At 69.5% G+C, this 24,263-nt stretch carries 22 protein-coding genes and 1 other RNA gene; 10 read left to right on the forward strand and 13 right to left on the reverse strand.

The features are described 5' to 3' along the window. Positions 1-3 precede the first annotated feature (3 nt). Positions 4-1,359, forward strand: a complete 1,356-nt coding sequence (locus D9R14_RS19405) for a sensor histidine kinase (RefSeq protein WP_121625006.1) — start codon at positions 4-6, stop codon at positions 1,357-1,359. A 63-nt stretch (positions 1,360-1,422) separates the two neighbouring features. Continuing rightward, on the forward strand, positions 1,423-2,355 hold the full coding sequence (locus tag D9R14_RS19410; protein ID WP_121625007.1) for a 2-hydroxyacid dehydrogenase: 933 nt from the start codon (positions 1,423-1,425) through the stop codon (positions 2,353-2,355). Here D9R14_RS19410 and D9R14_RS19415 read toward each other — a convergent pair. The 4 genes from D9R14_RS19415 to D9R14_RS19430 all read right to left on the reverse strand — a co-directional run bounded on the left by D9R14_RS19415 (position 2,349) and on the right by D9R14_RS19430 (position 6,768). Continuing rightward, entirely contained in the window at positions 2,349-3,065 is a 717-nt protein-coding gene (locus tag D9R14_RS19415; protein ID WP_121625008.1) for an ABC transporter ATP-binding protein, read from the reverse strand. The two genes, D9R14_RS19410 and D9R14_RS19415, sit on opposite strands and share 7 nt — an antisense overlap. Further along, entirely contained in the window at positions 3,062-3,817 is a 756-nt protein-coding gene (locus D9R14_RS19420) for an ABC transporter ATP-binding protein (RefSeq protein ID WP_121625009.1), read from the reverse strand. The genes D9R14_RS19415 and D9R14_RS19420 overlap by 4 nt, the downstream gene beginning before the upstream one ends. After that, positions 3,814-5,658 (reverse strand): ABC transporter permease, encoded by a 1,845-nt coding sequence (locus D9R14_RS19425; RefSeq protein WP_121625010.1) that lies wholly within the window; start codon positions 5,656-5,658, stop codon positions 3,814-3,816. Before D9R14_RS19425 ends, D9R14_RS19420 begins: the two co-directional genes overlap by 4 nt. 135 nt (positions 5,659-5,793) lie before the next feature. Beyond that, entirely contained in the window at positions 5,794-6,768 is a 975-nt protein-coding gene (locus D9R14_RS19430; protein WP_210210878.1) for a Bug family tripartite tricarboxylate transporter substrate binding protein, read from the reverse strand. Positions 6,769-7,470: 702 nt separating this feature from the next. Here D9R14_RS19430 and gcvA point away from each other — a divergent pair. The 4 genes from gcvA (at position 7,471) to D9R14_RS19450 (ending at position 10,574) form a co-directional block, all read left to right on the forward strand. Then, the gene (gene gcvA / locus D9R14_RS19435) at positions 7,471-8,391 is read left to right on the forward strand and encodes a transcriptional regulator GcvA (protein WP_281042024.1); all 921 of its coding nucleotides are present in this window, start codon (positions 7,471-7,473) and stop codon (positions 8,389-8,391) included. Between the two features lie 227 nt (positions 8,392-8,618). Continuing rightward, complete coding sequence (locus D9R14_RS19440; RefSeq protein ID WP_121625012.1) at positions 8,619-8,984, forward strand: Rieske (2Fe-2S) protein; 366 nt, start codon at positions 8,619-8,621, stop codon at positions 8,982-8,984. Beyond that, positions 8,965-9,303, forward strand: coding sequence for a hypothetical protein (locus tag D9R14_RS19445; RefSeq protein WP_147453072.1), 339 nt, complete (start codon positions 8,965-8,967; stop codon positions 9,301-9,303). Before D9R14_RS19440 ends, D9R14_RS19445 begins: the two co-directional genes overlap by 20 nt. A gap of 23 nt (positions 9,304-9,326) precedes the next feature. Then, positions 9,327-10,574 (forward strand): amidohydrolase family protein, encoded by a 1,248-nt coding sequence (locus tag D9R14_RS19450; protein WP_121625014.1) that lies wholly within the window; start codon positions 9,327-9,329, stop codon positions 10,572-10,574. 199 nt (positions 10,575-10,773) lie between these two features. Here D9R14_RS19450 and D9R14_RS19455 read toward each other — a convergent pair whose 3' ends face one another. From D9R14_RS19455 to D9R14_RS19485, 7 genes are all read right to left on the reverse strand, one after another. After that, positions 10,774-12,018: a phenylacetate--CoA ligase family protein gene (locus D9R14_RS19455; RefSeq protein ID WP_121625015.1), complete on the reverse strand. Its 1,245-nt coding sequence runs from the start codon at positions 12,016-12,018 to the stop codon at positions 10,774-10,776. Between the two features lie 235 nt (positions 12,019-12,253). After that, positions 12,254-13,093, reverse strand: a complete 840-nt coding sequence (locus tag D9R14_RS19460) for an ABC transporter ATP-binding protein (protein WP_121625016.1) — start codon at positions 13,091-13,093, stop codon at positions 12,254-12,256. Positions 13,094-13,279: 186 nt separating this feature from the next. Further along, positions 13,280-14,560, reverse strand: a complete 1,281-nt coding sequence (locus tag D9R14_RS19465; RefSeq protein WP_121625017.1) for an ABC transporter substrate-binding protein — start codon at positions 14,558-14,560, stop codon at positions 13,280-13,282. 71 nt (positions 14,561-14,631) lie between these two features. Further along, entirely contained in the window at positions 14,632-15,702 is a 1,071-nt protein-coding gene (locus tag D9R14_RS19470; protein WP_121625018.1) for a branched-chain amino acid ABC transporter permease, read from the reverse strand. Between the two features lie 4 nt (positions 15,703-15,706). Then, entirely contained in the window at positions 15,707-16,600 is an 894-nt protein-coding gene (locus tag D9R14_RS19475) for a branched-chain amino acid ABC transporter permease (RefSeq protein ID WP_121625019.1), read from the reverse strand. Positions 16,601-16,781: 181 nt separating this feature from the next. Continuing rightward, entirely contained in the window at positions 16,782-18,722 is a 1,941-nt protein-coding gene (locus D9R14_RS19480; RefSeq protein ID WP_121625020.1) for a long-chain fatty acid--CoA ligase, read from the reverse strand. Positions 18,723-18,733: 11 nt separating this feature from the next. Then, positions 18,734-19,537, reverse strand: a complete 804-nt coding sequence (locus D9R14_RS19485; RefSeq protein WP_394010925.1) for an ABC transporter ATP-binding protein — start codon at positions 19,535-19,537, stop codon at positions 18,734-18,736. Between the two features lie 351 nt (positions 19,538-19,888). Here D9R14_RS19485 and D9R14_RS19490 point away from each other — a divergent pair, with 351 nt between their 5' ends. From D9R14_RS19490 to D9R14_RS19505, 4 genes are all read left to right on the forward strand, one after another. Beyond that, positions 19,889-20,524 carry a TetR/AcrR family transcriptional regulator gene (locus tag D9R14_RS19490; protein ID WP_121625021.1) on the forward strand — a complete coding sequence of 212 codons (636 nt, stop codon included), beginning with the start codon at positions 19,889-19,891 and terminating at the stop codon, positions 20,522-20,524. A 46-nt stretch (positions 20,525-20,570) separates the two neighbouring features. Beyond that, positions 20,571-20,669: signal recognition particle sRNA small type (ffs, locus tag D9R14_RS19495), an RNA gene on the forward strand. Positions 20,670-20,862: 193 nt separating this feature from the next. Further along, positions 20,863-22,734, forward strand: coding sequence for a DNA polymerase III subunit gamma/tau (locus D9R14_RS19500; RefSeq protein WP_121625022.1), 1,872 nt, complete (start codon positions 20,863-20,865; stop codon positions 22,732-22,734). A gap of 19 nt (positions 22,735-22,753) precedes the next feature. After that, complete coding sequence (locus D9R14_RS19505; protein ID WP_121625023.1) at positions 22,754-23,074, forward strand: YbaB/EbfC family nucleoid-associated protein; 321 nt, start codon at positions 22,754-22,756, stop codon at positions 23,072-23,074. A gap of 10 nt (positions 23,075-23,084) precedes the next feature. Here D9R14_RS19505 and D9R14_RS19510 read toward each other — a convergent pair whose 3' ends face one another. Further along, complete coding sequence (locus tag D9R14_RS19510) at positions 23,085-23,852, reverse strand: RES family NAD+ phosphorylase (RefSeq protein WP_121625024.1); 768 nt, start codon at positions 23,850-23,852, stop codon at positions 23,085-23,087. Beyond that, on the reverse strand, positions 23,812-24,213 hold the full coding sequence (locus D9R14_RS19515) for an antitoxin Xre/MbcA/ParS toxin-binding domain-containing protein (protein ID WP_121625025.1): 402 nt from the start codon (positions 24,211-24,213) through the stop codon (positions 23,812-23,814). Before D9R14_RS19515 ends, D9R14_RS19510 begins: the two co-directional genes overlap by 41 nt. Positions 24,214-24,263 lie beyond the last annotated feature (50 nt).

Consider the following 24,263-nt stretch of genomic DNA (forward strand, 5'->3'; position numbering starts at 1 on the left):
CCCATGCCGCGCTTCGGCATCGCCGCGCGCATCGCGCTCATCGTCATGGCGGCGCTGGTCGCCGTGCAACTCCTCATGGTGGCGGCCTATGTGGCGGAGCGCCGCCAGGTGGCCTCCAGCCCGCCCTTCACGCCGCTGCTGGGGCAGATCGCCGCTCTGGCCAAGCTGATGGACGCGTTCGGCCCCCGGGAACGGGCGCTGGCCCTGGCCGCGAGCGCCCATCCCGGCTTCGTGCCGCGCATCGTCGATCAGGCGCCGGACGTCACGACGCCGCGGCTGCTGCGCCCCGCGGTGCGGCGGCTGCGGACGCTGGCCGATCTGGCGCCGGACCGGGACGTGGCGCTCGCGCTCATCGCCGGCGAGCGGCGCGGCGACCGGCCGGTGCAGCGGCTGCGGGAGCTGGTCGGCGCGCGCCTGCTCGCCGTGATCCAGCTGTCCGACGGCCGCTATCTGGAGGTGACGGCAGGGGGCGATCTCACCGTGCGGCTCATGGGGCTCCCGATCGGGCTCCTGTCCGGCATCCTCGGCCTGCTTGTGGCGATCGCCGCTTTGGTCGCGGTGCGGCGCGAGACGCGGCCGCTCTCCGACCTCGCCGAGGCGGTAGGCCGCTTCGGCGCGGCGCTGGAGCCGCAGACCGTGCGCGAGCGCGGCGCGCCGGACGTGCGCGCGGTGATCGGTGCGGTCAATGCCATGCAGGCCCGCATCGCCGATCTGGTGCGGACCCGCACGCTGGTCCTCGGCGCCATCAGCCACGATCTGCGCACCTATCTCACGCGCCTGCGGCTGCGGCTGGAACTGCTGCCGGAGGGACCGCAGGTGGAGAAGGCCCGTGCCGATCTCGACGACATGCGCGCACTTGTGGAGGACGCGCTCGCCTTCGCGCGCGCCTCCTTCTCAGCGGCCTCCGACGAGGTGGTGGACCTCGCGCGGATCGCCCGCACCGAATACGAGGCGCGCCGCGCCCAGGGCGCGCAGGTGACGCTATCGGGCGCCGATGCGCCGCTGGAGGTGCGCGGCTCGCCGGCGGCGCTCGCGCGCGTTGCCGCCAACCTTGTGGGCAACGCCATCGCCTATGCCGGCGCCGCCGAGGTGCGGCTTGCGGCCGAGGACGGCTTCGCCCTGCTGGTGGTGGAGGACCGCGGGCCGGGCATCCCGCAGGCGGAACGGGCGGCGGTGTTCGAGCCGTTCTACCGGGTGGAGCCCTCGCGCAACCGCGAGAGCGGCGGCGCGGGGCTCGGCCTCACCATCGTGCGGCAGATCGTCGAGGGCCACGGCGGCACGGTCGCGGCCGAGGACCGGCCCGGCGGCGGCGCCCGCCTCGCGGTGAGGCTTCCGCGGGCGGCACTGCCGGCGGGGTGAGGCTTTCGCACTGGGGCGGTATCGGCTACCCCTCGGCGGCACGCGACCCGCCCGGATGCCCCGATGCCCGAGACCCTGCTCTTCCACAGCGACTATGACGATGCCGCCGCCTGGAGCGGGGCATTGAAGGGCCAGTTGCCCGATCTCGACATCGTCGTCTCGACGCAGCCCTACGACCCGGCCGCGGTGCGGTATGCGCTGGTCTGGCAGCCGCCCATGGGCTTCTTCGCGCCGCTGGCGAACCTCGCCCTCGTCACCAATCTCGGCGCCGGGGTGGATGCGCTGGTGGGGCGCGCCGACCTGCCCGGCGTGCCGGTGACCCGCATCTGCGATCCGGAGATGGCGCGCATGATGGCCTCGTTCGTGCTCATGGCGGTGCTGCGCCACGCCCGCGACGTGCCGGAACTGGAGCGGGCGCGGCGCGCGCGGCGCTGGCACTGGGTGAACCCGCGCACGGCGGGCGAGATCACGGTGGGCATCCTCGGCCTCGGCGAGCTGGGCGCCAGGGCGGCGCGCGAGGTGGCCGGCCAGGGCTTCCGGGTGAAGGGTTGGTCGCGCTCGCCCAAGCGGCTCACCGGCATCGAGACCGTCCACGGCCTCGGGGCGCTGGACGGCTTCCTCGCCGACGTGGAGATCCTGGTGGTCATGCTGCCGCTCACGCCGCAGACGCGGCACGTGCTCGATGCCCGCCGCCTCGCTTTGCTGCCGAAAGGCGCGAAGCTCATCAACGTGGCGCGCGGCCCGGTGGTGGACGAGCAGGCGCTGATCGCGGCACTGCGTTCCGGCCACATGGAAAGCGCCACGCTCGACGTGTTCGAGGCGGAGCCGCTGCCGCAGGACAGCCCGCTCTGGGAGATGGAGAACGTGCTCATCACGCCGCATCTCGCCTCGGTGGCCATCCCGGCGAGCGCGGCGGCGCAGATCGCCGAGAACATCCGCCGCCTGCGGCGCGGCGAGGCGCCTCTGTTCCAGGTGGAGCCCGAGCGGGGCTATTGAGCGTCCGTACCCAGGGCGTCGGCGGCGAGCCGCGCCTCGATCTCGCCGACCGATCCCGCCGCGCGCACGGCGCCGCGCTCGATCAGGAGCGCCCGGTCGGCGATGGCGCGGGTGAAGGCGACGTTCTGCTCGCTGACGAGGATGGACAGGCCCTCGGCCTTGAGCGCCGCCACCGCCTTCGCCATCTCGGCGACGATGCGCGGGGCGAGGCCCTCGGACGGCTCGTCGAGCAGCAGCACCGCCGGATTGCCCATCAGGGTACGGGCGAGCGCGAGCATCTGCTGCTCGCCGCCGCTCATGGCGCCGCCGCGCCGGTGGCGCATCTCGGCGAGGTTGGGGAACATGGCGAACAGCCGCGCCTCGGTGAACGGTGCCCGGCCGGAGCGCGGCGGCCGGCGGCCGGTCTCCAGGTTCTCCAGCACGGTCAGGTCGGTGAAAATGCGCCGGTCCTCCGGCACGTAGCCGAGGCCGAGCCGGGCGCGCTCGAACGCCGGCAGGCGCGCGATGTCCTGCCCGCCCAGCCGCACCGTCCCGGTGGCCGGCACGAGGCCCATGATCGCCTTCAGCGTGGTGGACTTGCCCGCGCCGTTGCGGCCCACGAGGGCCAGCACCTCCCCCGGCGCCAGCGCCAGCGAGACGCCGAACAGCACCTGCGCCCTGCCGTAGGCGGCGGCGAGATCCTGCGCTTCGAGCTGGAGGCCGCCGCTCACGGACCCGCCTCCTCGCCCAGATAGACCGCGCGCACCTTCGGGTCGCGCCGGACGGCGTCGGGTGGTCCCTCGGCGATCAGCGCGCCGCGGTCGAGCACCAGGATGCGGTCGGCATGGCCGAACACCGCCTCCATGTCGTGCTCGGTGAACAGGACGCCGATGGCGCGGTCGCGGGCGATGTCGCGGGCGAGGCGCATGAGGTCGGCCCGTTCGGCGCGGGCCATGCCGGCGGTGGGCTCGTCCATCAGCAGCAGGCGCGGCGCATTGCCCAGCGCCAGCGCCAGCTCCAGCCGCTTCACGTCGCCATAGGCGAGTTCGCCCGCCGCCCGGTCGGCGGCGCCGGCGAGCCCCACATGGCCGAGCAGCGCGTCGGCCTCGGCGCGGTGGCTCCGGTCGGCGCGGCCCATGAGGCGGAACAGCTCGCCGGCGCGCGAGAGCAGCGCGGTCTGCACGTTCTCGCGCACGCTCAGGGACGGGAACGTCGCCGCCACCTGGAAGGTGCGCCCCACCCCGAGCGCGAAGCGCCCGCTGGCCGGCACGCGCGTGATGTCGCGGCCTTGGAGCAGCACCCGCCCGGCGTCGGGCCGCAACTGCCCGCCGAGCATGGCGAACAGCGTGCTCTTTCCCGCGCCGTTGGGGCCTATCAGCGCCAGCATCTCGCCCGGCGCCAGCGTGAACGAGACGTCGCGCACCGCCTCGACGCCGCCATAGGCCTTGGCGAGGCCCCGCGCCTCCAGGAGCGGGGCGCTCATGGCGTCGCCCTCCGCCGCGCCAGGAGGTCGAGCGCGGCCCCGGCGATGCCGCGCGGCGCGGCCACCACCAGCGCCACCACGAGGCCGCCCAGCAGCAGCTTGGAATAGGCCGTGGCGCTGACGAGGACGATGGACAGGAGCTTGTAGAGGATGGCGCCGGGCACCGGCCCGATCACCGTGCCGACGCCGCCCAGCAGCACCATGGCGAGCGCGTCCACCGAGAGCGGGATGCCCAGCACGTCCGGGAACACGCTGCCCTTCAGGAACGCGAACAAGGCGCCCGCCACCCCCGCGAGCGTGCCGGCGATGGCGAAGGCGGCCCACTGCACGCGCTGGCGCGACAAACCGAGCGCCTCGGCGCGGGCCGGGTTGTCGCGCACCGCCCGCAGCGCAAGGCCGAAGGGCGAGAAGATCACCATGCGCAGCAGCGCCACCCCGAGGAGCGCCGCCGCAAGGGAAAGCCAGTAGAACGTTGCGGGCGAAGCGGCCCAGGCGGCGGGCCAGATGCCGATCAGCCCGTTGTCGCCGCCGGTGACGCCGACCCACTGGAACGCCACCGCCCAGGCGATCTGCGCGAAGGCGAGCGTCAGCATGGCCGAATAGACGCCCGAGAGCCGCACGCAGAACCAGCCGAACGCCACCGCGCCGAGCAAGGCGAGGAGCGGCCCCGCCGCGAGGGCGGCCAGCATGGGCGCGCCGGCGGTCACCGCCAGCGCCGCGCCATATGCGCCGAGGCCGAAATAGGCGGCGTGCCCGAACGAGGCCATGCCGCCCGCGCCCATGACGAGGTGCAGGCTTGCGGCGAACAGCACGAACAGCGCCACCTCCGCGCCCACCGAGAGCGCATAGGCGCCGCCGGCGAGCGGCAGCATCGCGGCGAGGGCGGCGAGCGCCAGCGCAATCGCCCGCTCCGGCGCGGTGAACGGGCGCCACGGCCGCGCCGTCACCACGAGCGCGCCGCGCTGCGCGCTCTGCGGGCGCCCGAGCAGCCCGTAGGGCCGCGCCACCAGGACCACCGCCATCACGAGGAACACCAGGACCAGCGAGACCTCCGGCAGCACCAGGATGCCGAAGGCGTTCAGCTCCGCCACCAGCAGCGCGGCGAGGAAGGCGCCCGGCACCGAGCCCAGCCCGCCGATCACCACCACCACGAACGCCTCGACGATGATCTTGAGGTCCATGGTGTGGTGGGCGGTCTCCCCGCGCGGCAATTGCAGCGCCCCGCCCAAGGCGGCGAGGACGATGCCGAGCGCGAACACCGAGGTGAAGAGCCATTTCTGGTTCACGCCCAGCGCCGCCACCATGTCGCGATCCTGCGTCGCCGCGCGCACCAGGATGCCCCAGCGCGTGCGCTTGAGCGCCAGCGTGAGGGCGAGCAGCACCAGGGGGCCGAGCGCCACCAGGAAGAGGTCGTAGGCGGGCACCTGCTGGCCCATCACCTCCACGGCCCCCTTGAGGCCGGGGGCGCGCGCGCCGAGCAGGTCCTCCGGGCCGAACAGGAGGACGACCACATCCTCCATCATCAGCGTCACGCCGAAGGTGGCGAGCAGCTGGAACAGCTCCGGCGCGCGGTAGATGCGCCGCAGCAGCGTCATCTCCATCAGCGCGCCGAGCGCGCCGACGAGAAGCGCCGCGAGCACGACGGCGCCCCAGAAGCCGACCGGCCCGGCGAGGCGCTGCTGGAGCCAGTAGGCCGCATAGGCGCCCAGCATGTAGAACGCGCCGTGGGCGAAATTGACGATCCGCGTGACGCCGAAGATCAGCGACAGCCCGCTCGCCACGAGGAAGAGCGAGCAGGCCGCGGCGAGGCCGGTCAGGAACTGGGCGAGGATGAGGTCCAAGGCGTAGCCCGCGCGTCGCGCCGCGGCGAGGGGCGGCCCCTCCTCTTGTCCGCTTTGCGGCGCCGCATCAAGGGGCGCGGCGCCGCAAAGCGGTGCGGCGCCGCCGCGATGGCAGCGGCGCCGGGGCGCTGCGGCCTATTGCGGCGTGATGCCGGCTTCCTTCACGGCCTGCATCCACTTGGGATATTCGGCCTTCACGAAGCGGTCGAACTCGTCCGAGGGGCTGAACACCACCGCGAAGCCGATCTGCTCCAGGCGCGCCGCCGTCTCCTGGTCGGCGAGGAACGCCTTCACCTTCGCCTCGATCGCGGCCACCACCGGCTTGGGCATGCCGGCGGGGCCGAACAGGCCGAGCCAGGCGTCGAGGTCGAAGCCGGGGATGGCCACTTCCGAAATGGTCGGCATGTCCGGGAGCTGCTTCAGCCGCGTCGCGCCGGTGGCGGCGAGCGGGCGCACCTTGCCCGCGGCCACCTGCGGCAGTCCCGTCACGGCGTCGGTGATCATCACCGGGATGTGCCCGCCCATGACGTCGTTCAGGCCCTGCACGGTGGTGTTGTAGCGCACCGGCAGCATGTCGATGCCGGCAAGGCGGGTGAGCGTCGCGCCGACGATGACGCCGGTGCTGTTGCCGGTGGCGTAGCTGAGCTTGTTGGGGTTCGCCTTGGCGTAGGCGATCAGTTCGGGCAGCGTCTTCACCGGCAGGTTCGGATTGACCACCACGAAGGAATAGATGCCGCCCAGGCGGGCGATGGAGGTGAAGTCCTTCAGCGGGTCGTAGGGCACGTTCTTGATGATGCCCTGGGCCGCCGACTGGGTGGTGTTGGTGGTCATGAACAGCGTGTAGCCGTCGGGCTCGGACTTCGCGACGTAGGAGGCCGCGACGACGCCCTGCGCGCCCGGCTTGTTCTCCACCACGAAGGGCTGCCCGAACTGCGCTTGCAGGAAGGCGGCGAGGGTGCGCGCGAAGCCGTCGGTCGCACTGCCCGGGCCGAACGGGACGACGATCTTGACCGCACGGTCGGGATAGGTCGCCTGCGTCGCGCTCGCCGGCACGGCGGCCAGCGCGAGAATAGCGGCCAGCGATGCGGACATGAACCGCGTGAACCTCATGTGGTGTTCCTCCCTGCTTTGCGCCGACCGTGGGCCGGGAGGACGGGCGCGGGCAATTGAAACGATTCCAGCCTTCGCTGAAGGAATTTCGCCCGGCCGTCGGCCGGCGCATCGCTGCCACAGCGGCCGGGGCGCGCTTCGGCCGGCCGCATCCGCACCTGCGGCGCCCCGCGGCCGGCTGCCGTGCCCGCCGTTGGACGACCGGCCCCGCGGCCGGCTGCGGTTGCGCCGGGCGGCCGCGGCGGCCAAGCGGGGAGAGAGGCGAAGCGCAAGCGTTCACAGGATCGGGGTATGTCCCCGCATCCCTTGCCAGGGGTATCGCGGGACGCTAGCTTGCGATCCGCAGGCAGAGACGGCCCGCGCGCGGTCGAAGCGCGGTCTTCCCCCGTGCCCCGGCGGTCGGGAGCAAGATTTGGCGCTCCGGTGCCGAAGAGCCGGACTGCGTCAACTGAAATAAATTCATCGATACCAGGATGATTATTCTAGCCACCGCCCGATCAGGCGACGGCGGCGGCTCCGGCGCGCCCGCGCAGGCCGAAAACGAGTGATTTCATGCCCTTATGGCGACGGCTGCGGCGTCGCGGCGGCGTCTGGCGCTGGGGAAAGGCGTGCCGGAGGTTTCTTGACTGCGACCTCATGACCTCCTCATTCTTGATATTAATCAAATTCCTAAGAACGAGGTCCAGGGAGCCGGCGCCAAGGATGCGGACACGCTTTCCTTCCATGATGAGCCTCAGGGCATTCGAGGCTGCGGCCCGGCATCTCAGCTTCACCCGCGCAGGCGTGGAGCTGAACCTGACGCCGACCGCCATCAGCCACCAGATCCGCAACCTGGAGGAAACCCTCGGCGCCCGGCTTTTCATCCGCAACAACAATGCCCTGACCCTGACGCGCACGGCCGAGGCCTATCTCAGCTCGGTGCGCTCGGCGATTGTCGAGATCTCCTCCGCCACCAACCGGGCGGCCGACAATTCCGACGAGCGGGTGCTCACGGTGCAATGCCTCGGCACCTTCGCCATCAAGCGCCTGCTGCCGCATTTGCACGACTTCAGGACGCTCTACCCGTCCATCTCCCTGCGCCTGCGCACCACGCAATGGTTCGAGAATGCGGCGAACTACGATTTCGACGTCGCCATCTGGCACGGCGCCGGCGACTGGGCCGGGGTGAGCGTGGACAAGCTCGGCACCGAGGAGGTGTTCCCCGTGTGCAGCCCGCGCCTGTTCGCCCGCGGGCCGCGCCTGCGCGAGCCGGCCGATCTCGCCGACCATACGGTGATCCGTACCTCGTCCCTGATCCTGCGCGACGAATGGCCGTTCTGGCTCGAGGCGGCGGACGTCCCCGGCCTCGAATTCCAGTCGGAGATCGCCTGCGACTACATGATTACCTCGCTCCATGCCGCCATTGACGGGCTCGGCGTGATCCTGGGGCGGTCGGGCGTGGTGGGGCCGGACCTGGAGAGCGGGCGGCTGGTGGAGCCGTTCGGCCTGAGGGCGCGCTCGACCTTCAGCTACTATCTCGTCACGCCCCACGCCAATGCCGGCGTGAACAAGGTCGCGACCTTCCGCGGCTGGCTGCTGGAGCGCCTCAACGAGGCGCCGGCGCCGCGCACCCTGAGTGCGTGAGGCCGCCGCCGCCTCCCGATCCCGCCCCGTCGTCGCGACGCCCTTCGCCCGCCCACCGGGGCCGGGGCGGGCCGGCCGTCGCCTTTCTTCGATGAATTCCAAAGAAATTTCAACACCTTGATCTCTCGCTGAATTTTGCTCAGCGCCCGTTTCAGAAATCATCGTTGGCGCGAAATCCGGCGATCGCGCACCCATAGCTCGTCAAGAAGATGCGAGCGGAGCAAACGATGCCCGAGGTGTTCGTCACCACGTCCGACCAACTGCCGGAAGGCGGGCGCGCCACGGTGCGCGCCGGAAAGCACGAGATCGGCGTGATCCGCGCCAAGGGCAAGCTGCACGCCTTCCTGAACCTGTGCCCGCACCAGGGCGGGCCGGTCTGCGCCGGGCTGATGATCCACAAGGTGGAGGAGATCATCGCCGAGGACCACACCTACCAGGGCATGCGCTTCAACGAGGATGTGCTGCACATCGTCTGCCCCTGGCACGGCTGGGAATTCGACATCGAGACCGGCAAGTGCGCGGGCGACGGCGCCGTGGGCCTGCGCCGCTTCACCGCCGTGGAGAGGGACGCCAATGTCTATGTCATCGTCTGAACTGGCCCGCGCCGCCATGCCGCCCGCTCCGCCCGCCCTCAGTGAGGACGACATCGCCCGCCTGATCGCGCAGCTCCGGGCTGCGGCGGCCGGCGTCGGCGGCATCGACTTTCCCGAAGGCGCGCTGAACGAGCTCGCGACGCTCCTGGTGCAGGTCTGCGGCGCCAAGTTCGATGGCGGGAACCGGGTCCAGGTGCTCGGCGACGGCGGCGCGGTGAGCGCCACGGCCGTCCTCGTCACCGTCTCGGCGATGATGAAGGCCTCGAACCTCGAAATCTTCGAGCTCGGCATGTGGCAGTCCTGGTCGGGCACCCGCTGAGCACACGGCAAGGAATTTCAGCCATGCATTTCCGCTCCAGCACCCCCGCTTACGACATGAACATCGAGGGCTTCCACACCGGGGAGCACCTCGCCAACGCCCGCGCCCAGGCCGATGCCCGCGGGCTCGACGACGTCCTGGTGGTGGACGTGGATTCGCACCACTACGAGACCGACAACCTCGCCGAGATCCTCGAATACATCGAGGACCCGGCGCTGAAGCAGCTCGCCATCAACACCTACGCCTACAAGGGCGCGACCTCGGTGCTGGTGGACCAGCCGGGCTACCAGGACGGCGGCGGGCGCGTGACGCGCTACATGGAGCGCAAGCACGAGAAGATCGATCTCACCGGTCGCCCGCGCGAGGTGGAGCAGACGCTGCGCTGGATGGATGCGCTCAGCGTCGACTATGCCTGCCTGTTCCCCACCCCCATGCTGTTCCTCGGCCTGCACCCGCAGCACGAGGTCGAGGTGGGCATGGCGCGGGCCTACAATCGCTGGCTGACCGACAACGTCACGCCCACCTGCAAGCGGCTGAAGACCATGCTCTATCTGCCGTTCAACGATCCCGAGGCCACCTACCGGATGGTCAAGGAGTTCGGCCACAAGGAAGGCGTGATCGGCTTCATGGTGGTCTCGACCCGCTACAAGCCGGTCTATGACAACGCCTACATGAAGACCTACGCGCTGCTGGAGGAGATGGGGCTGCCGCTCTCCTTCCATGCCTCGTACCACTGGAACGACCAGCTGGTCTCGCTCACCAACCGCTTCATCACCGCCCACGCGGTGGGCTTCACCTTCTTCAACGCGGTGCACTGCGCCAACTGGGTCATCAACGGCCTGCCCGAGCGCTTCCCGAAGCTGAAGGTGATCTGGATCGAATCGGGCCTCGCCTGGGTGCCGTGGCTGATGCAGCGGCTCGACAACGACTTCCGCATGCGCACCTCGGAGGCGCCCTCGCTGAAGCGGCTGCCGAGCGACTATATGCGCGAGATGTACTACACCACCCAGCCCATGGAGATGGTGAACAACATGGAGGCGCTGGAACTCACCTTCAAGATGATCAATGCGGATACGCAGCTGCTCTATTCGTCCGACTATCCCCACTGGGACATGGACCTGCCGAGCACCATCTGGGATCTGAAGTTCCTCTCCGAGCAGTCGAAGCGCAACATCCTCGGCCTCAACGCCAAGCGCATCTTCAACCTGGACATCTCGGACCGCTTCCCGGCGCAGGCCCCGGCGGCGGGCGCGATGGCGCCGGCGAAGTAGGCGAGCTGAGAACGCGGCGGCCCGCCCATCCTGCGCCTGCGTCATGCCCCGGCTTGTCCGGGGCATCCACCTGATCGCCTATGCTGCGCTCGGAAGCGGGGCGCCGCGCGCGCGGCACGGTGGACGCCCTGGACGAGCCGGGGGATGACGGGCCGAAGGGCAGGGGCGGCTCGTCGACCAACAAGGGACCGACCACCGCTCAGACCGGGCGGCGGTCGTCGATGGTCTTCGCGTCCGCGGGCAGGGTGCCGGGCGCGAGCAGAGCGAGGCGCCCGCGCAGCTTGGTCGCGGCGCGCAGATCGTCCAGCAGCGCCTCCTGCGCCAGGGCGCCGGCGTCCGCCACCTCGATCTCCAGCAGCATGTCGTCCTGGTCGCCGATGCGGTCCACCACGAGCCGCGCCTTGGCGACCGCGGGGTGCTTCTTCACCGCCGCCGTCACCTGCACCGGGTGCACGAACATGCCGCGGATCTTGGTCACCTGGTCGGCCCGGCCCATCCAGCCCTTCAGCCGCATGTTCGTGCGGCCGCAAGGGCTCAGGCCCGGAAGAACGGCCGAGAGATCGCCGGTCGCGAAGCGGATGAGGGGGTAGTCGGCGTCGAACAGCGTCACCACCACCTCGCCGACCTCGCCCTCCGCCTCCACCGGGTCGCCGGTGCCGGGGCGCAGGATCTCGACCAGGCAGCCTTCCTCGACGATCATCCCCTCCTCGGCCTCGCTCTCATAGGCGACGAGGCCGAGATCGGCGGTGCCGTAGCACTGGCGGGCGGCGATGCCGGCCGCCTTCAGCTCGGCCCGGTGCGGCGGCAGGAAGGCTTCGCCCGTTACCAGCGCCTTCTTCAGCGAGGAGATGTCGGTGCCGGTCTCGCGGGCCTTGTCCACCAGGATCTTGAGGAAGGAGGGCGTGCCGCCATAGCCCTGGGGGCGGATGTCGGCGATGGCGCGCAATTGCAGGTCGGTCTGGCCGACGCCCGCCGGCACCACCGCGCAGCCGAGCGCATGGGCGCCGCTCTCGATCATCGAGCCGGCCGGGGTCAGGTGGTAGGAGAAGGAATTGTGGACGATGTCGCCGGCGCGGAAGCCGGCCGCGAACAGGCCGCGGGCGAAGCGCCAGAAGTCCGGGCCGTGGCCCTCGGGATCGTAGATCGGCCCCGGCGACATGAAGATGCGCGCGAGCCTGCCCGGCGCCACCGCGTTGAGGCCGCCGAAGGGCAGGCTTTTCGGCTGGATTTCCAGCAAATCGGACTTGCGGGTGACGGGCAGCCGCGCCAGTGCCGCGCGCGAGGTCACCGACGCGGGGTCCACGCCTTTGAACAGCGCTCCGAAATAGGCGGACTTCGCCTTCGCATGGGCGACCTGCGCCGGCAGCGCCTCCATCAGCGCGGCCTCGCGCGCCTCGGGGGAGCGGGTCTCGCTGGCGTCGTAGTGGCGGTTCGGGTCGGTCATGGTTGGGCTCGCATCAAAAGCTGGCCGGGGCGCAGAGGTGAGGTTCCAGGTGCCGTCATGCCCCGGCTTGTCCGGGGCATCCACTCATCCGTGCCGGCGCGCTTCGAAGCTGAACGCCAGCCGGGCTGCCGGGTGGATCGCCCGGACGAGCCGGGCGATGACGGTGGCAGTTGAGACTGGCGCGACGACATGACGGTACGGATTCGCCGAACCCTCAGCCGGCGCCCGATCACCGCTAAAGCCACCGCTTGCGGCGCTTGAAGCTCTTGAGGTTCTTGAACGACTTGCGCTCCTCGCCGCCGCCCTGGCCGAGATAGAATTCCTTCACGTCCTCGTTCGACTGGAGCGCCGCCGCCGTGCCGTCGAGCACGATCTTGCCCTGCTCCATGATGTAGCCGTAGTCTGCCACCGACAGCGCCACGCGCGCATTCTGCTCCACCAGCAGGATGGTGACGCCGAGGTCGCGGTTGAGCTTGCGGATGATGGCGAACACCTCCTTCACCAGCAGCGGCGACAGGCCCATGGAGGGCTCGTCCATGAGGATGAGCTTCGGGCGGGCCATCATGGCGCGGCCGATGGCCAGCATCTGCTGCTCGCCGCCGGAGAGGTAGCCGGCGAGGCCCGTGCGTTCCTTGAGGCGCGGGAAGTAGTCGTAGACGCGCTCGATGTCGCTCTTCACCTCGTTGTCGCGCCGGGTGAAGGCGCCGAGGCGCAGATTCTCGAGGCAGGTCATGTCGGAGATGATGCGCCGGCCCTCCATCACCTGGAAGATGCCGCGGCGCACGATCTTGTCCGGCTCGATGCCGTTGATCTTCTCGCCGGCGAAGGTGATGTCGCCGCGCGTGATCTCGCCGTCCTCGGACTTGAGCAACCCGGAGATGGCCTTGAGCGTGGTGGACTTGCCGGCGCCGTTGGAGCCGAGCAGCGCCACCACCTGGCCCTGGGGCACCTTCAGCGAGAGGCCGCGCAGGACGAGTATCACGTCATTGTAGACCACCTCGATATTGTCCACCGCCAGCAGCGTCTGCGGCGCCGCCTCGGCGGGGGGATCGATCTTCAGTGCGGCCTCGGCCATGGCGGTCTCCAGTTCAGGTCCTGAGCCGTGCTTCCTGCACAGGCGTGCCTTCCGTCGCGCCGCCATGCTCCGGCTTGACCGGAGCATCCATTCGCCGTCCCCCGCGGCGGGAGAATGGGTCCTCCGGTCAAGCCGCAGGACGACGTCGCGAGGCGAGGCGGGCCGCGGCCCGCCTCGCCTCGTTCCTCACCAGCCCTGCAGCTCGGTCTTGCGGGGCAGGTCGATGGTGGCGACCTTGTCCAGCTTGATGACGCCGCTCTTCACCAGTTCGGCCACCGACGCGTCGGTGGGGCCGTTCACCACGGCGCGGTAGAGGTCCACGCTGGTGGTGGGACGGTGGTCCGTGGCGGTCCAGGTGGACGGCTTGCACACGCCCTCGGTGCCCTTCGGCACCCAGTTGGCCTTCTGGTACATGCCGTCGCGGATCTTCACGCCGCCGATGCCGCCGTTCTTGTCCGCCCACTCCATGGCCTCCTTCATGTAGAGGGCCGTGCAGATGGCGGAGAGATAGTGCACCGGCCGGTAGGCGGTGCCCGACGGGTCGGAGGTCTTGGAGATCTCCTTCATGGTGGCGAGGCCGGGCGCGTCGCCGGACCAGGTGACGGCGGTGCGCACCGGGAACACCACGCCGTTGGCGGCGTCGCCCGCCGCCTTGGCGGCGTTCTCGTCCATGCCCCAGACGTTGCCGAAGAACTGCACGTCCACGCCCGCGGTCTTGCAGGCCTTCAGCACCGAGATGTTGGAGCCGGCGGTGTTGCCGAGATAGGCGTAGTTGGCGCCGGACTGCTTCAGCGTCAGGCACTGGGGCGTGTAGTCACCCGGGGTCAGCGCGAAGGTGATCGGATCGAGCACCTCGAAGCCCAGTTCCTTGGCATAAGCCTCGGCCGCCGCCTTGGGCGAGTTGGGGAACGGGTGGTTGGCGCCCATGTGCACCCACTTGGGCTTGCCGGGCTTGCCCTTCTTCTTCCAGTCGTCGGCGGCCCACTGCACCATGGCGCGCGCGGCGTCCGAATAGGACGGGCCGTAGAAGAAGTTGAACGGCGCGGCGCGCTCGCTCTTCTCGTTCACCTTGCCCTTGGGATCGGTGAGCGAGGCGGAGTAGGAGGCGGAGAAATAGGGCACCTCCTCCTTGGTCACCATGGCGACCAGCGCCTCGGTGTCGGCGGTGCCCCAGCCCTGGATGGCGACCACCTTGTCGGAGCCCACCCACTTCTTGAAGGCGGCCAGCGCGCGCGGCACCTGGTAGCCGTACTCGTTGAAGTCGGAATTGATCTTCTTGCCGTTCACGCCGCCATTGGCGTTGATCCAGGCGATGGTGTCCTGGATGCCCTGGCCGTAGGGCTGGCCCACGTCCGAAGTGCCGCCCGAATAGTCGGCGAGATGGCCGATATTGATGGACTGGGCGGCGGCCGGTCCGGCGGCGGCGATCGCCAGCGCCGACACGACGGACAACGCGATCTTCTTCATGTGCGTCTCCTTGGTTGATCCTCTTGGGGCGGGGTGGTCTTGCTGCCGCCTTCGCCGGGGTGGGCTTCGGGTCAGTACGAGAACGGGTAGAGCTTCCAGTAGGCCTTGATCAGCCGCCAGCGGTGCGCGAGGCCGTCCGGCTCGAAGATCAGGAACAGGATGATGGTGGCACCGATCAGCATCTCGCGCATGTAGGTGATGCCGTCCTTCAGGTGCAGCACCTGGTCGATGGTGCTGCCCTGGAGCGCGCTCGCCAGCATGCCCGTCAGTTCCGGCAGCAGCACCATGAAGATGGTGCCCATGAGCGAGCCCATGATCGAGCCGAGCCCGCCGATGATGATCATGCCGAGGAACTGGATCGAGAACAGGATGTCGAGCCCCTCCACCGACATGAAGCCGATATAGTGGGCATAGAGCGCGCCGCCGATGCCGGCATAGAAGGACGAGATGCCGAACGCCATGGTGCGGTACTTCGTCAGGTTCACGCCCATCATCTCGGCGGAGAGATAATGGTCGCGCACCGCGATCAGCGCCCGCCCGTCGCGGGTGCGCATCAGGTTGGTGGCGCCGAGATACATCACCACCACGAAGAACAGCACCACGTAGAAGTAGCGCGTGTCGCCGGAGAGGTCGTAGCCGAACAGCTCGAACGGCGGCGCCATGGCGCCGTGGGTGCCGCCGGTGAACCACTCGGCGCGCACGAAGAAGTCCTGCAGGATGAACTGCGCGGCCAGCGTCGCGATGGCGAGGTAGAGCCCCTTCACCCGCGCCGCCGGCAGGCCGAAGATGAGGCCGACGATGGTGGTCCACAGCCCCGCCAGCACGATGGCGAGCGGCACCGGCACGCCCTTGTTGGCGAGATAGGCCGAGGCGAAGCCGCCGAAGCCGAAGAACACCGCGTGGCCGATGGAGATCTGGCCCGAGAAGCCGACCAGGATGTTCAGCCCCAAGGCGGCGATGCCGAGATAGCCGATCTGGATCATCAGGCTCAGCACATAGCGCGACAGGAACATCGGCGCGAAGCACAGGGCGACGATTGCCGCCACGATCAGGATCAGCGTCAGGCGGGTCGAGAAGATGGTCTGGTCGGCCTGGTAGCTGGTGCGGTAGTCGCCGCACGGGCGCAAGGAGGTCATGGCCATGGTCTCAGACCCTCTCGATGTCGCGGGTGCCGAACAGCCCGTAGGGCTTGATCATCAGGATCAGGATCAGGGCGTAGAAGGGCGCGATCTCGTAGAGGTTGCCCCACTTGAGATACTGGCTGTCCACGAACTGGGCGAGGTTCTCAAGAAGGCCGACGATGAGGCCGCCCACCACCGCGCCGAACACGCTGTCGAGGCCGCCGAGGATCACCGCCGGGAACACCTTGATGCCGAAGAAGGAGAGCGCGGAGGAGACGCCGTTGACGATGCCGACCACCACGCCGGCGACCGCCGAGACCGCCGCCGAGATGCCCCAGGACAGCGCGAACACCTGGCGCACCGAGATGCCGAGCGACTGCGCCACCTGCTGGGAGAAGGCGGTGGCCCGCATGGCGAGGCCCATCTTCGAATACTTAAAGAACCAGGCGAAGCCGGCCATGATGGCGAGGCTCACCCCGGTGGACATCAGGTAGGCGGTCTGCACCTGGAGCCCGAGGATGTTCACCTGCGCCACCGGGAAGATGGGCGGGAACGGCTGGGCGAACGTGCCGAACATCCACTTCATCAGCGCCTGGAAGAAGATGGACAGGCCGATCGTCACCATGATGACGGAAATGATCGGCTCGCCGATCAGCGGCCGCAGCACCACCATCTGCACCAGGATGCCGAACACCATCATGAAGGCGATGGCGATCAGGAAGCCCCAGAAGAAGGGGATGTCCCATGCGGTCAGAAGCCACCAGCACACCCACGCGCCGATCAGCAGGAACTCGCCCTGGGCGAAGTTCACCACTTGGCTGGCCTTGTAGATGAGCACGAAGCACATGCCGACCACGCCGTAGAGCGTGCCGATGATGAGCCCGTTGATGATGAGCTGGACGAGGAGCTGGGACTGCATCAGACGCTCCCGATGAAATCTGGCCGGCTCCCCTCTCCCCTTGCGGGAGAGGGGGCGGGGGTGAGGGGTGAGGACGTCGGCGCGGGGGGCTGCGAGGCAAGGGCGAGCGCAAGCGCCCCCTCACCCCAACCCTCTCCCGCGAGGGGAGAGCGAGCAGCGCGGTGATCGCGGCAACGGTCCATCACGCCGCCCTCCTTTTGGCTTCGGTGGCGGCGGTGCCGGCGCGGGTGTCCAGCTCGACCACGTCGAGCTTGGTCTTGATGCGCTGTTTGGTGCCGTCCTGGAAGGTGATGGTGGTGTCCACGTCGATCACCTTCGCGCCCTGATACATGGCGTCGATGATGGTGCCGTAGCGCTCGTTGATGACGCCGCGGCGCACCTTGCGGGTGCGGGTCAGCTCGCCGTCGTCCGCGTCCAGCTCCTTGTAGAGCAGCAGGAAGCGGGAGACGCGCTGCTTCGCGGCCAGCGTCTTGTTCACTTCCTCCACCTCCTTGCGCAGGAGGGCGATGACCTCCGGCTTCGCGGAGAGGTCGGTATAGGTGGTGAAGGCGATGCGCTGCTTCTCCGCCCATTTCGAGACGATGGAGAAGCGGATGCAGATGATCGCGGCGAGGCTCTCGCGCCCGTCGCCGAGGATCACCGCCTCGGCCACATAGGGCGAGAACTTCAGCTTGTTCTCGATGTACTGCGGCGAGAAGCGGTCGCCCTGCGTGGTCTTGGCCATGTCGCGGATGCGGTCGATGACCACCAGATGGCCCTTGTCGTTGAAATAGCCGGCGTCGCCGGTGCGCATCCAGCCTTCTTCCGCGAACGACTTCGCCGTCTCCTCGGCATTGCCGAAATAGCCGGTGAACATGTTGGGGTGGCGCGTGACCACCTCGCCGAGGCCATTGGGATCGGGGTCGTCGATGCGGATCTCCACCCCCTCCATGGGCACGCCGACGGTGTCGAAGTCTACGTCGGCGGCCTGGTGCAGGGTGTAGGCGCCGAGCAGCTCGGTCTGGCCGTAGAGCTGGCGCATGGGCACGCCCAGCGCCAGGAAGAAGCGGAAGGTGTCGGGCCCGAGCGCCGCGCCGCCGGTGGCGGCGGACTTCAGGCGAGTGAAGCCGAGCCGGTCGCGCAAGGCGCGGAACAGGATGAAGTCGGCGAGCGCCGAGCGCTGGCCGCGCTCCAGCGCCTTGAGGCCGAGCGCCATGCCGAAGTGGAACATGGCGCGCTTGAGCGCCGAGGCGTCCATCATGCGGGCGCGCACGTCGGCGGCGATCTGCTCCCACACGCGCGGGGCGAACAGCACGAAGGTCGGGCCGATCTCGCGCATGTCGGCCATCATGGTCTCCGGCTCCTCCACGAAGTTCACCTTCATGCGGGAGAGGATCGCCTGGCCGAACGCGTAGATCTGCTCCATGATCCAGGGCATCTGGAGCACGCTGACATACTCGTCGTCGGGCCCGCGCGGGTCCATGGCGAGGTAGGCCTTGCAGTGGCGCAGCAGCGCGCCGCCGGTCAGCATGGCGAGCTTGGGGTGGGAGGTGGTGCCCGAGGTGGTGCACAGGATGGCGACGTCGTCGCCCTTGCCGGCCGCCACCATGTCCGCATAGGCGGAGGGCGCCGCCGCGTCGCGGGCGCGGCCCTGCTCCTCCAGACTTTCCAGCGAGACGAGGCGCGGATCGTCGTATTTGCGGATGCCGCGCGGGTCGGAATAGACGATGTGGCGGACGGTGGGGATCTTCTCTTCGAGCTGGAGCAGCTTGTCCACCTGCTCCTCGTCCTCGGCGAACACCACGGCCACGTCCGCATAGGTGATGAGATAGGCCACCTCGTCGGCCAGAGCGTCGCGGTAGATGCCGAGGCTCATGCCGCCGAGCGCGTGGGCCGCGACCTCGCCCATCAGCCATTCCGGGCGGTTGTCGCCGAGCAGCGCCACCACGTCGCCGCGGGAAACGCCGAGGCCGGTGAGGCCGAGCGCGATGTGCCTCACCCGGCGCGCCACCTCGGCCCAGGTGTAGGCATTCCAGATGCCGAGGTCCTTCTCGCGCAGCCAGATGTCGCCGCCATGCTCGGCGGCGTGCAACTCCAGGAGCTTGGGCAGGGTGTCGTAGCGGGTGATGTCGGGCAGGGTCATGTGCGCGGCCCTCACGCCACTTCGTCTTCGTGGACCGACGCGCCGTCGATCTCGAGGTCGTCCTCGCCGAGATAGGCCTTGCGCACATTCTCGTTGGCGAGCACCTCGGCCGGCAGGCCCTCGGCGATCTTGCGGCCGAAATCGAGCACCATCACCCGGTGGGAGATGTCCATCACCACCCCCATGTCGTGCTCGATCATGATGATGGTCATGCCCCATTCCTCGTTGAGGTCGATGATGTAGCGGGCCATGTCCTCCTTCTCTTCGAGGTTCATGCCCGCCATGGGCTCGTCGAGGAGGATGATCTTCGGCTCCAGCGCCACGGCGCGGGCGAGCTCCACGCGCTTCCTGAGGCCGTAGGAGAGCGTGCCGGCGGTGGCCTTGCGCACATGCTGGATCTCAAGGAAGTCGATGACGTTCTCGACCGCCTTGCGGTGCTCCAGCTCTTCCTTCTGGGCGCCGCCGATCCAGTAGATCGCGCCGGAGAAGAAGTTGTTCTTCAACAAATGGTGGCGCCCGACCATGATGTTGTCGAGCACGCTCATGTGGCTGAACAGAGCGAGGTTCTGGAACGTGCGGCCGATGCCGATGGCGGCCCGCTTGTTGGGCTTGAGCTTGGTGATGTCGCGCCCCTCGAAGCGCACCCGCCCCTCGGTGGGCGAATAGCGCCCGGAGATGCAGTTGAGCATGGAGGTCTTGCCGGCGCCGTTGGGGCCGATGATGGAGAACAGCTCGCCGGGCTTCACGTGGAAGCTCACGTCGGAGAGCGCCTTCAGGCCGCCGAATCGCAGGGAGATGTTGTCCACGTCCAGGATGGCGTGCGAATCCGCGCGCGCCTGGGGAACCACGTTCGTGGTGCTCAAGCCGTCCTCCCTATCTGTCCCGGAGGTTCGGCCCTGCCGCCCTCCATGTGGCGCCCCGCGTATCGCGTTGGCTCGGCGCCTGCCCGATCGTAACGTCGGGCTTCAGGAAACAATCAAGCGTTCTTTTTTATTCTGGTCAAGCGGCATTTCTTGTCGCAGGATGCCCTTGCGTGGCGGCGTCTCAGACTTCAGTCTAAGACATTCCGATCCCACGCGCGGTTGCGCTCCGGGCGCAATCCAATCACCACCCAGGGGCCGCAGCAAGGCCGGGATGGACGTTGAGAGGCAGACGCTGAAGAGGCCATGGCGCGCACCATCGGATCAAACGGCGCCCGCACTGCGGAGGCCATCCGGCAGGCGGGCGTGACGCTCATCTACCGGCACGGCTACGAGGCCATGAGCCTGCGGCAACTGGCGGCCGAGGTGGGGCTCCAGTCGGGCTCGCTCTACAAATATTTCGACAACAAGCAGTCGCTGCTGTTCGACATCGTGCGCGAGCACATGGCGGACCTGCTGGCGAAGGCGGAGGCGGACCTCGCCGGCATCGACGACCCGATGGCGCGGCTGAAGGCGTTCTCGGCCTTCCATCTGCGCTACCACATGCAGCGCATGGCTCATGTCTTCATCGCCAACATGGAGATCAGGAGCCTCGACGACGACCACCGGGCCATGGTGGTGGGGCTGCGCCGGCGCTACGAGAACCTGCTGGAGGACACGCTGCGCGCGGGGGCGCAGGCCGGCGTGTTCCGGATCGCCGAGCCGAAGGTCGCCACCTACGCCATCATCTCCATGCTCACCGGCATCTGCATGTGGTACCGGCCCGGCGGCCGGCTCAGCCAGGACCAGCTGGTGGACATCTATACCGGCCTCGTGGTGGACGGCGTGACCGGGCCGCAGGGCCTCACAGCCGCGGCCGAGCGGCACCGCGCGCTGGCGTGAGGGCGCCCCGCTTGCCATCCTCCGCCCGCTCGCCCATATAGGGGCCGGGAGGTTGGCGGTGGACGAGCCACTCGCCAACCGGGTCAGGTCCGGAAGGAAGCAGCCCCAACGAGCCCGGTCTCGGGTCTTCGTCCAGCCTCCCACCCCTTTCCTTTCGCGAGCCCTGTTGCCGCGCCCCGTCGCTGCGCCATTCGCGCCGCAGGGCGTGCCGCGCGGCGGTATCCCGGACGGCCGTCCGTGGCCGTGGACGACGGGGATTTGCCCGCCCGACCATCGACGCCTGCGTGCGCGATGCTATGTATGGGGGGAGGGCCATCGGCGGCCCCGAAGGCGGCAGGATGAGCGATCAGCAGCGCAGCGACGAGGAGCAGGACGGCCCGGGCCTCGACCTCGGCCTGGCCGATGCCGCGCCCGCGCGCCCCGCGCCTGCGGCCGCGCCCGCGCCCTATAGGGTGCTCGCCCGCAAATACCGGCCGCAGAATTTCGAGGACCTGATCGGCCAGGAGGCGATGGTGCGCACGCTGCGCAACGCCTTCGCCTCGGGGCGCATCGCCCAGGCCTATATCCTCACCGGCGTGCGCGGGGTGGGCAAGACCACCACCGCCCGCATCCTCGCCCGCGCGCTCAATTACGAGCCGGCGGACGGCGCCCCCGGCGGGCCGACGCTCGACCTCTCCGCCTTCGGCCGCCACTGCCGCGACATCGTCGAATCGCGCCACGTGGACGTGATGGAGATGGATGCCGCGTCCAACACCTCCATCAACGACATCCGCGAGATCATCGAGAGCGCGCGCTACCGCCCGGTGATGGCGCGCTACAAGGTCTACATCATCGACGAGGTGCACATGCTCTCCACGGCGGCCTTCAACGGGCTGCTGAAGACGCTGGAGGAGCCGCCGGAGCATGTGAAGTTCATCTTCGCCACCACCGAGATCCGCAAGGTGCCGGTCACGGTGCTGTCGCGCTGCCAGCGCTTCGACCTGCGCCGCGTGGAGGCGGGGGAACTCGCCGCGCACCTGTCGGGCATCTGCGCCAAGGAAGGCGTGACCATCGAGCCGGAGGCGCTCGCCATCGTCGCGCGGGCGGCGGAAGGCTCGGTGCGCGATTCGCTCTCGCTGCTCGACCAGGCCATCGCCCATGGCGGCGGCAGGGTGAGCGCGGAAGAGGTGCGGCGCCTGCTCGGCCTCGCCGACAAGGGGCGCGTCATCGACCTGTTCGAGGCGCTCATGAAGGGCGAGATGGCGCGTGCGCTGGGCGAGTTCCGCGACCAGTACGACGCCGGCGCCGATCCGGCGGTGATCCTCACCGACCTCGCCGAATTCACGCACCTCGTCACCCGCCTCAAGATCGTGCCGCAGAGCGCCGAGGACGCCGCTCTGGTGGAGGCCGAGCGCCTGCGCGGCGCCGAGATGGCGCAGGGCCTGTCCATGCGCGTTCTGGCGCGGGCCTGGCAGATGCTCACCAAGGGCGTCGGCGAGGTGCAGCAGGCGCCCAAGCCCGCCCAGGCGGCGGAGATGGTGCTTGTGCGCCTCGGCTACGCGGCCGATCTTCCCACCCCCGACGAGGCGCTGCGCCAATTGCGCGACCAGGGCGGCAGCGGGAGCGAGGCGCGCGGCCCGGCAGGCAGCGGCACCGGCGGACAAGGCGGCCCCATGGCCGCCACATCGTCCGGCGCGCGGCTCGCGCTCGCCCCGGCGCCGACCTCTGCCCCCGTGCGCGCGCCCGCCATGGCGCGGCCGGAACCAGCCGTCGCCGGCCCCCGGCTCGCCGATCTCGCGGATGTCGCGCGCCTCTGCGCCGAGAAGCGCGATTTGCTGCTGAAGCACGCGGTGGAGCACCAGCTGCGCCCGGTGCATATGGAGGAGGGGCGCATCGAGGTCTCGCTGGTGCGGGGCGCGCAGGCGAGCGTGGTTCAGGACCTCTCGCGCAAGCTGTCCGAATGGACCGGCCGGCGCTGGCTCGTCTCCCTCGCGAGCCGCGAGGGCGGCCCGACGCTGGCGGAGGAGAATGCCGCCCGCAAGGCCGAGCGCGAGGAGGGCATCAAGGCCCATCCTCTGGTGGCCGCCGTGCTCGCCCGCTTCCCCGGCGCCGAGGTGGTGGACGTGCGGTCCAGAGCCGACCCCGCCGAGATCGCCGGCGCGGAGGCCCTGCCCCCCATGGAGGAGGACCTCCAGATGGGACCGGGGCCGGACGACGAGATCGAATATTGAGAATGGGAGGCGAGAGCCGATGCGCGACCTGATGGGCATGATGAAGCAGGCCAAGGAGCTTCAGGACCGCATGCAGCAGATGCAGGCGGAGATGGAGACCATCGAGGTTGCGGGCTCCGCGGGCGGCGGACTCGTCAGCGTCACCGTCACCGCCAAGGGCGAGTGCAAGGCGGTGCGCATCGACCCTTCTCTGGTGAAGCCGGAGGAGACCGAGATCCTGGAGGACCTCATCGTCGCCGCCTTGGCGGACGCCCGCGGCAAGGCCGAGCGGGTGATGCAGGAGAAGATGCAGGCGCTCACCGGCGGCCTCGCCCTGCCACCGGGCCTGAAGCTGTTCTGACGGGCGCGCCCTACCGCTCCCAGCGCATTTCCTTCAGGCGCGGGTCGGCCGCGAACGCGTCGCGCCCGAAGGCGAGGTGCTGGCGCGGGAACTCGCACACCGCGGCGATGCCGGACGGGCCGGCCAGGATGTGCCAGGTACGCCGCTCCGCAGGCTCCCGCGCGGCGAAGGCGGCGCAGGCGAGCACAGCAAGGTTCGCCCCCGCATCGGGATCGCGCACGGACCGGTAGCGCAGGATCTCCACCTCGGCCGCCCGTGCGGCATCCGCGAGGCCCTGGCACGGCGCGTAGTCGACCAGGGCGGTCCATGCCGGCGCGTCCCGGCTGAGCTGGGGTGCCGTGAGGTCGAGGTGCCGCGCGCTCGCCACCTCGGCGGCGAAAGCGGTGTACTGGCCGGCATTCTCGGGCCACGGGGTCGTGGGCGATTCGGCGAAGAACAGCAGCCGGTAGAAGGCGAGCTCGGCCACCGCCGTCTGTGGCCGCTCGGCGGCGTAATAGACCCCGGCCGTGCGCCCGGCGCGGCGGAAGCGCGAGCCGCGCGGATAGGGCGGCGCGTAGCGGAACGGGGTCGAGAGCAGGTAGTCGAGATGCCGGCAGTCCGGCGGCACCGCCGGCTTGGTGGCCTCGATCATCTCCTCCAGCACGCGCTGCTCGTCCAGCGTGTCCACCAGCTTGAGCGTCGAGGTGAGGTGCTGCGCCTCCACCAGGCGCCAGCAGCGCCCGGCATAGGGCCGCGCCTCAGACGACAGCGCGCCGGGCGTCCAGATAGGCGATGACATCGATCAGCCCGCTGATGGTTCGGACCTTCTCGATGGGCGTCCCGTCGAGGGCGGTGTTGGGATTGGCGAGCCAGGCGCGGGCGATCGCCTCGTCGCCGCCGGTGATGGCGTCGAGCGAGCGGAACAGGCGCACGAACAGCAGCGCCAGCTCGAACGGCTTGCTGCCCGCCTCCAGCGTGAATTCGCCCTTCTTCATGCGCGTGAGCGTCGGCGGGCTGAGGCCGATGATTGCGGCCAGCGTCTGCGCATTCACGGCGAGCCGCTCGGCGGCCCGCAGCAGCGCCTTGGTCAGCACGGCGCCCTGGCTGGAGGGGGAGGGGGCTGGGCTGGCGGAGGCCTGGGCGTGGTTGGGCGCGCGCATGGCGATCCTCAAATTTCTATGAGAATATTATCTCAAATAAATTCCATAAG

This window comes from Xanthobacter tagetidis, assembly GCF_003667445.1.
In the GTDB taxonomy this organism is placed as follows: Bacteria; Pseudomonadota; Alphaproteobacteria; order Rhizobiales; family Xanthobacteraceae; genus Xanthobacter; species Xanthobacter tagetidis.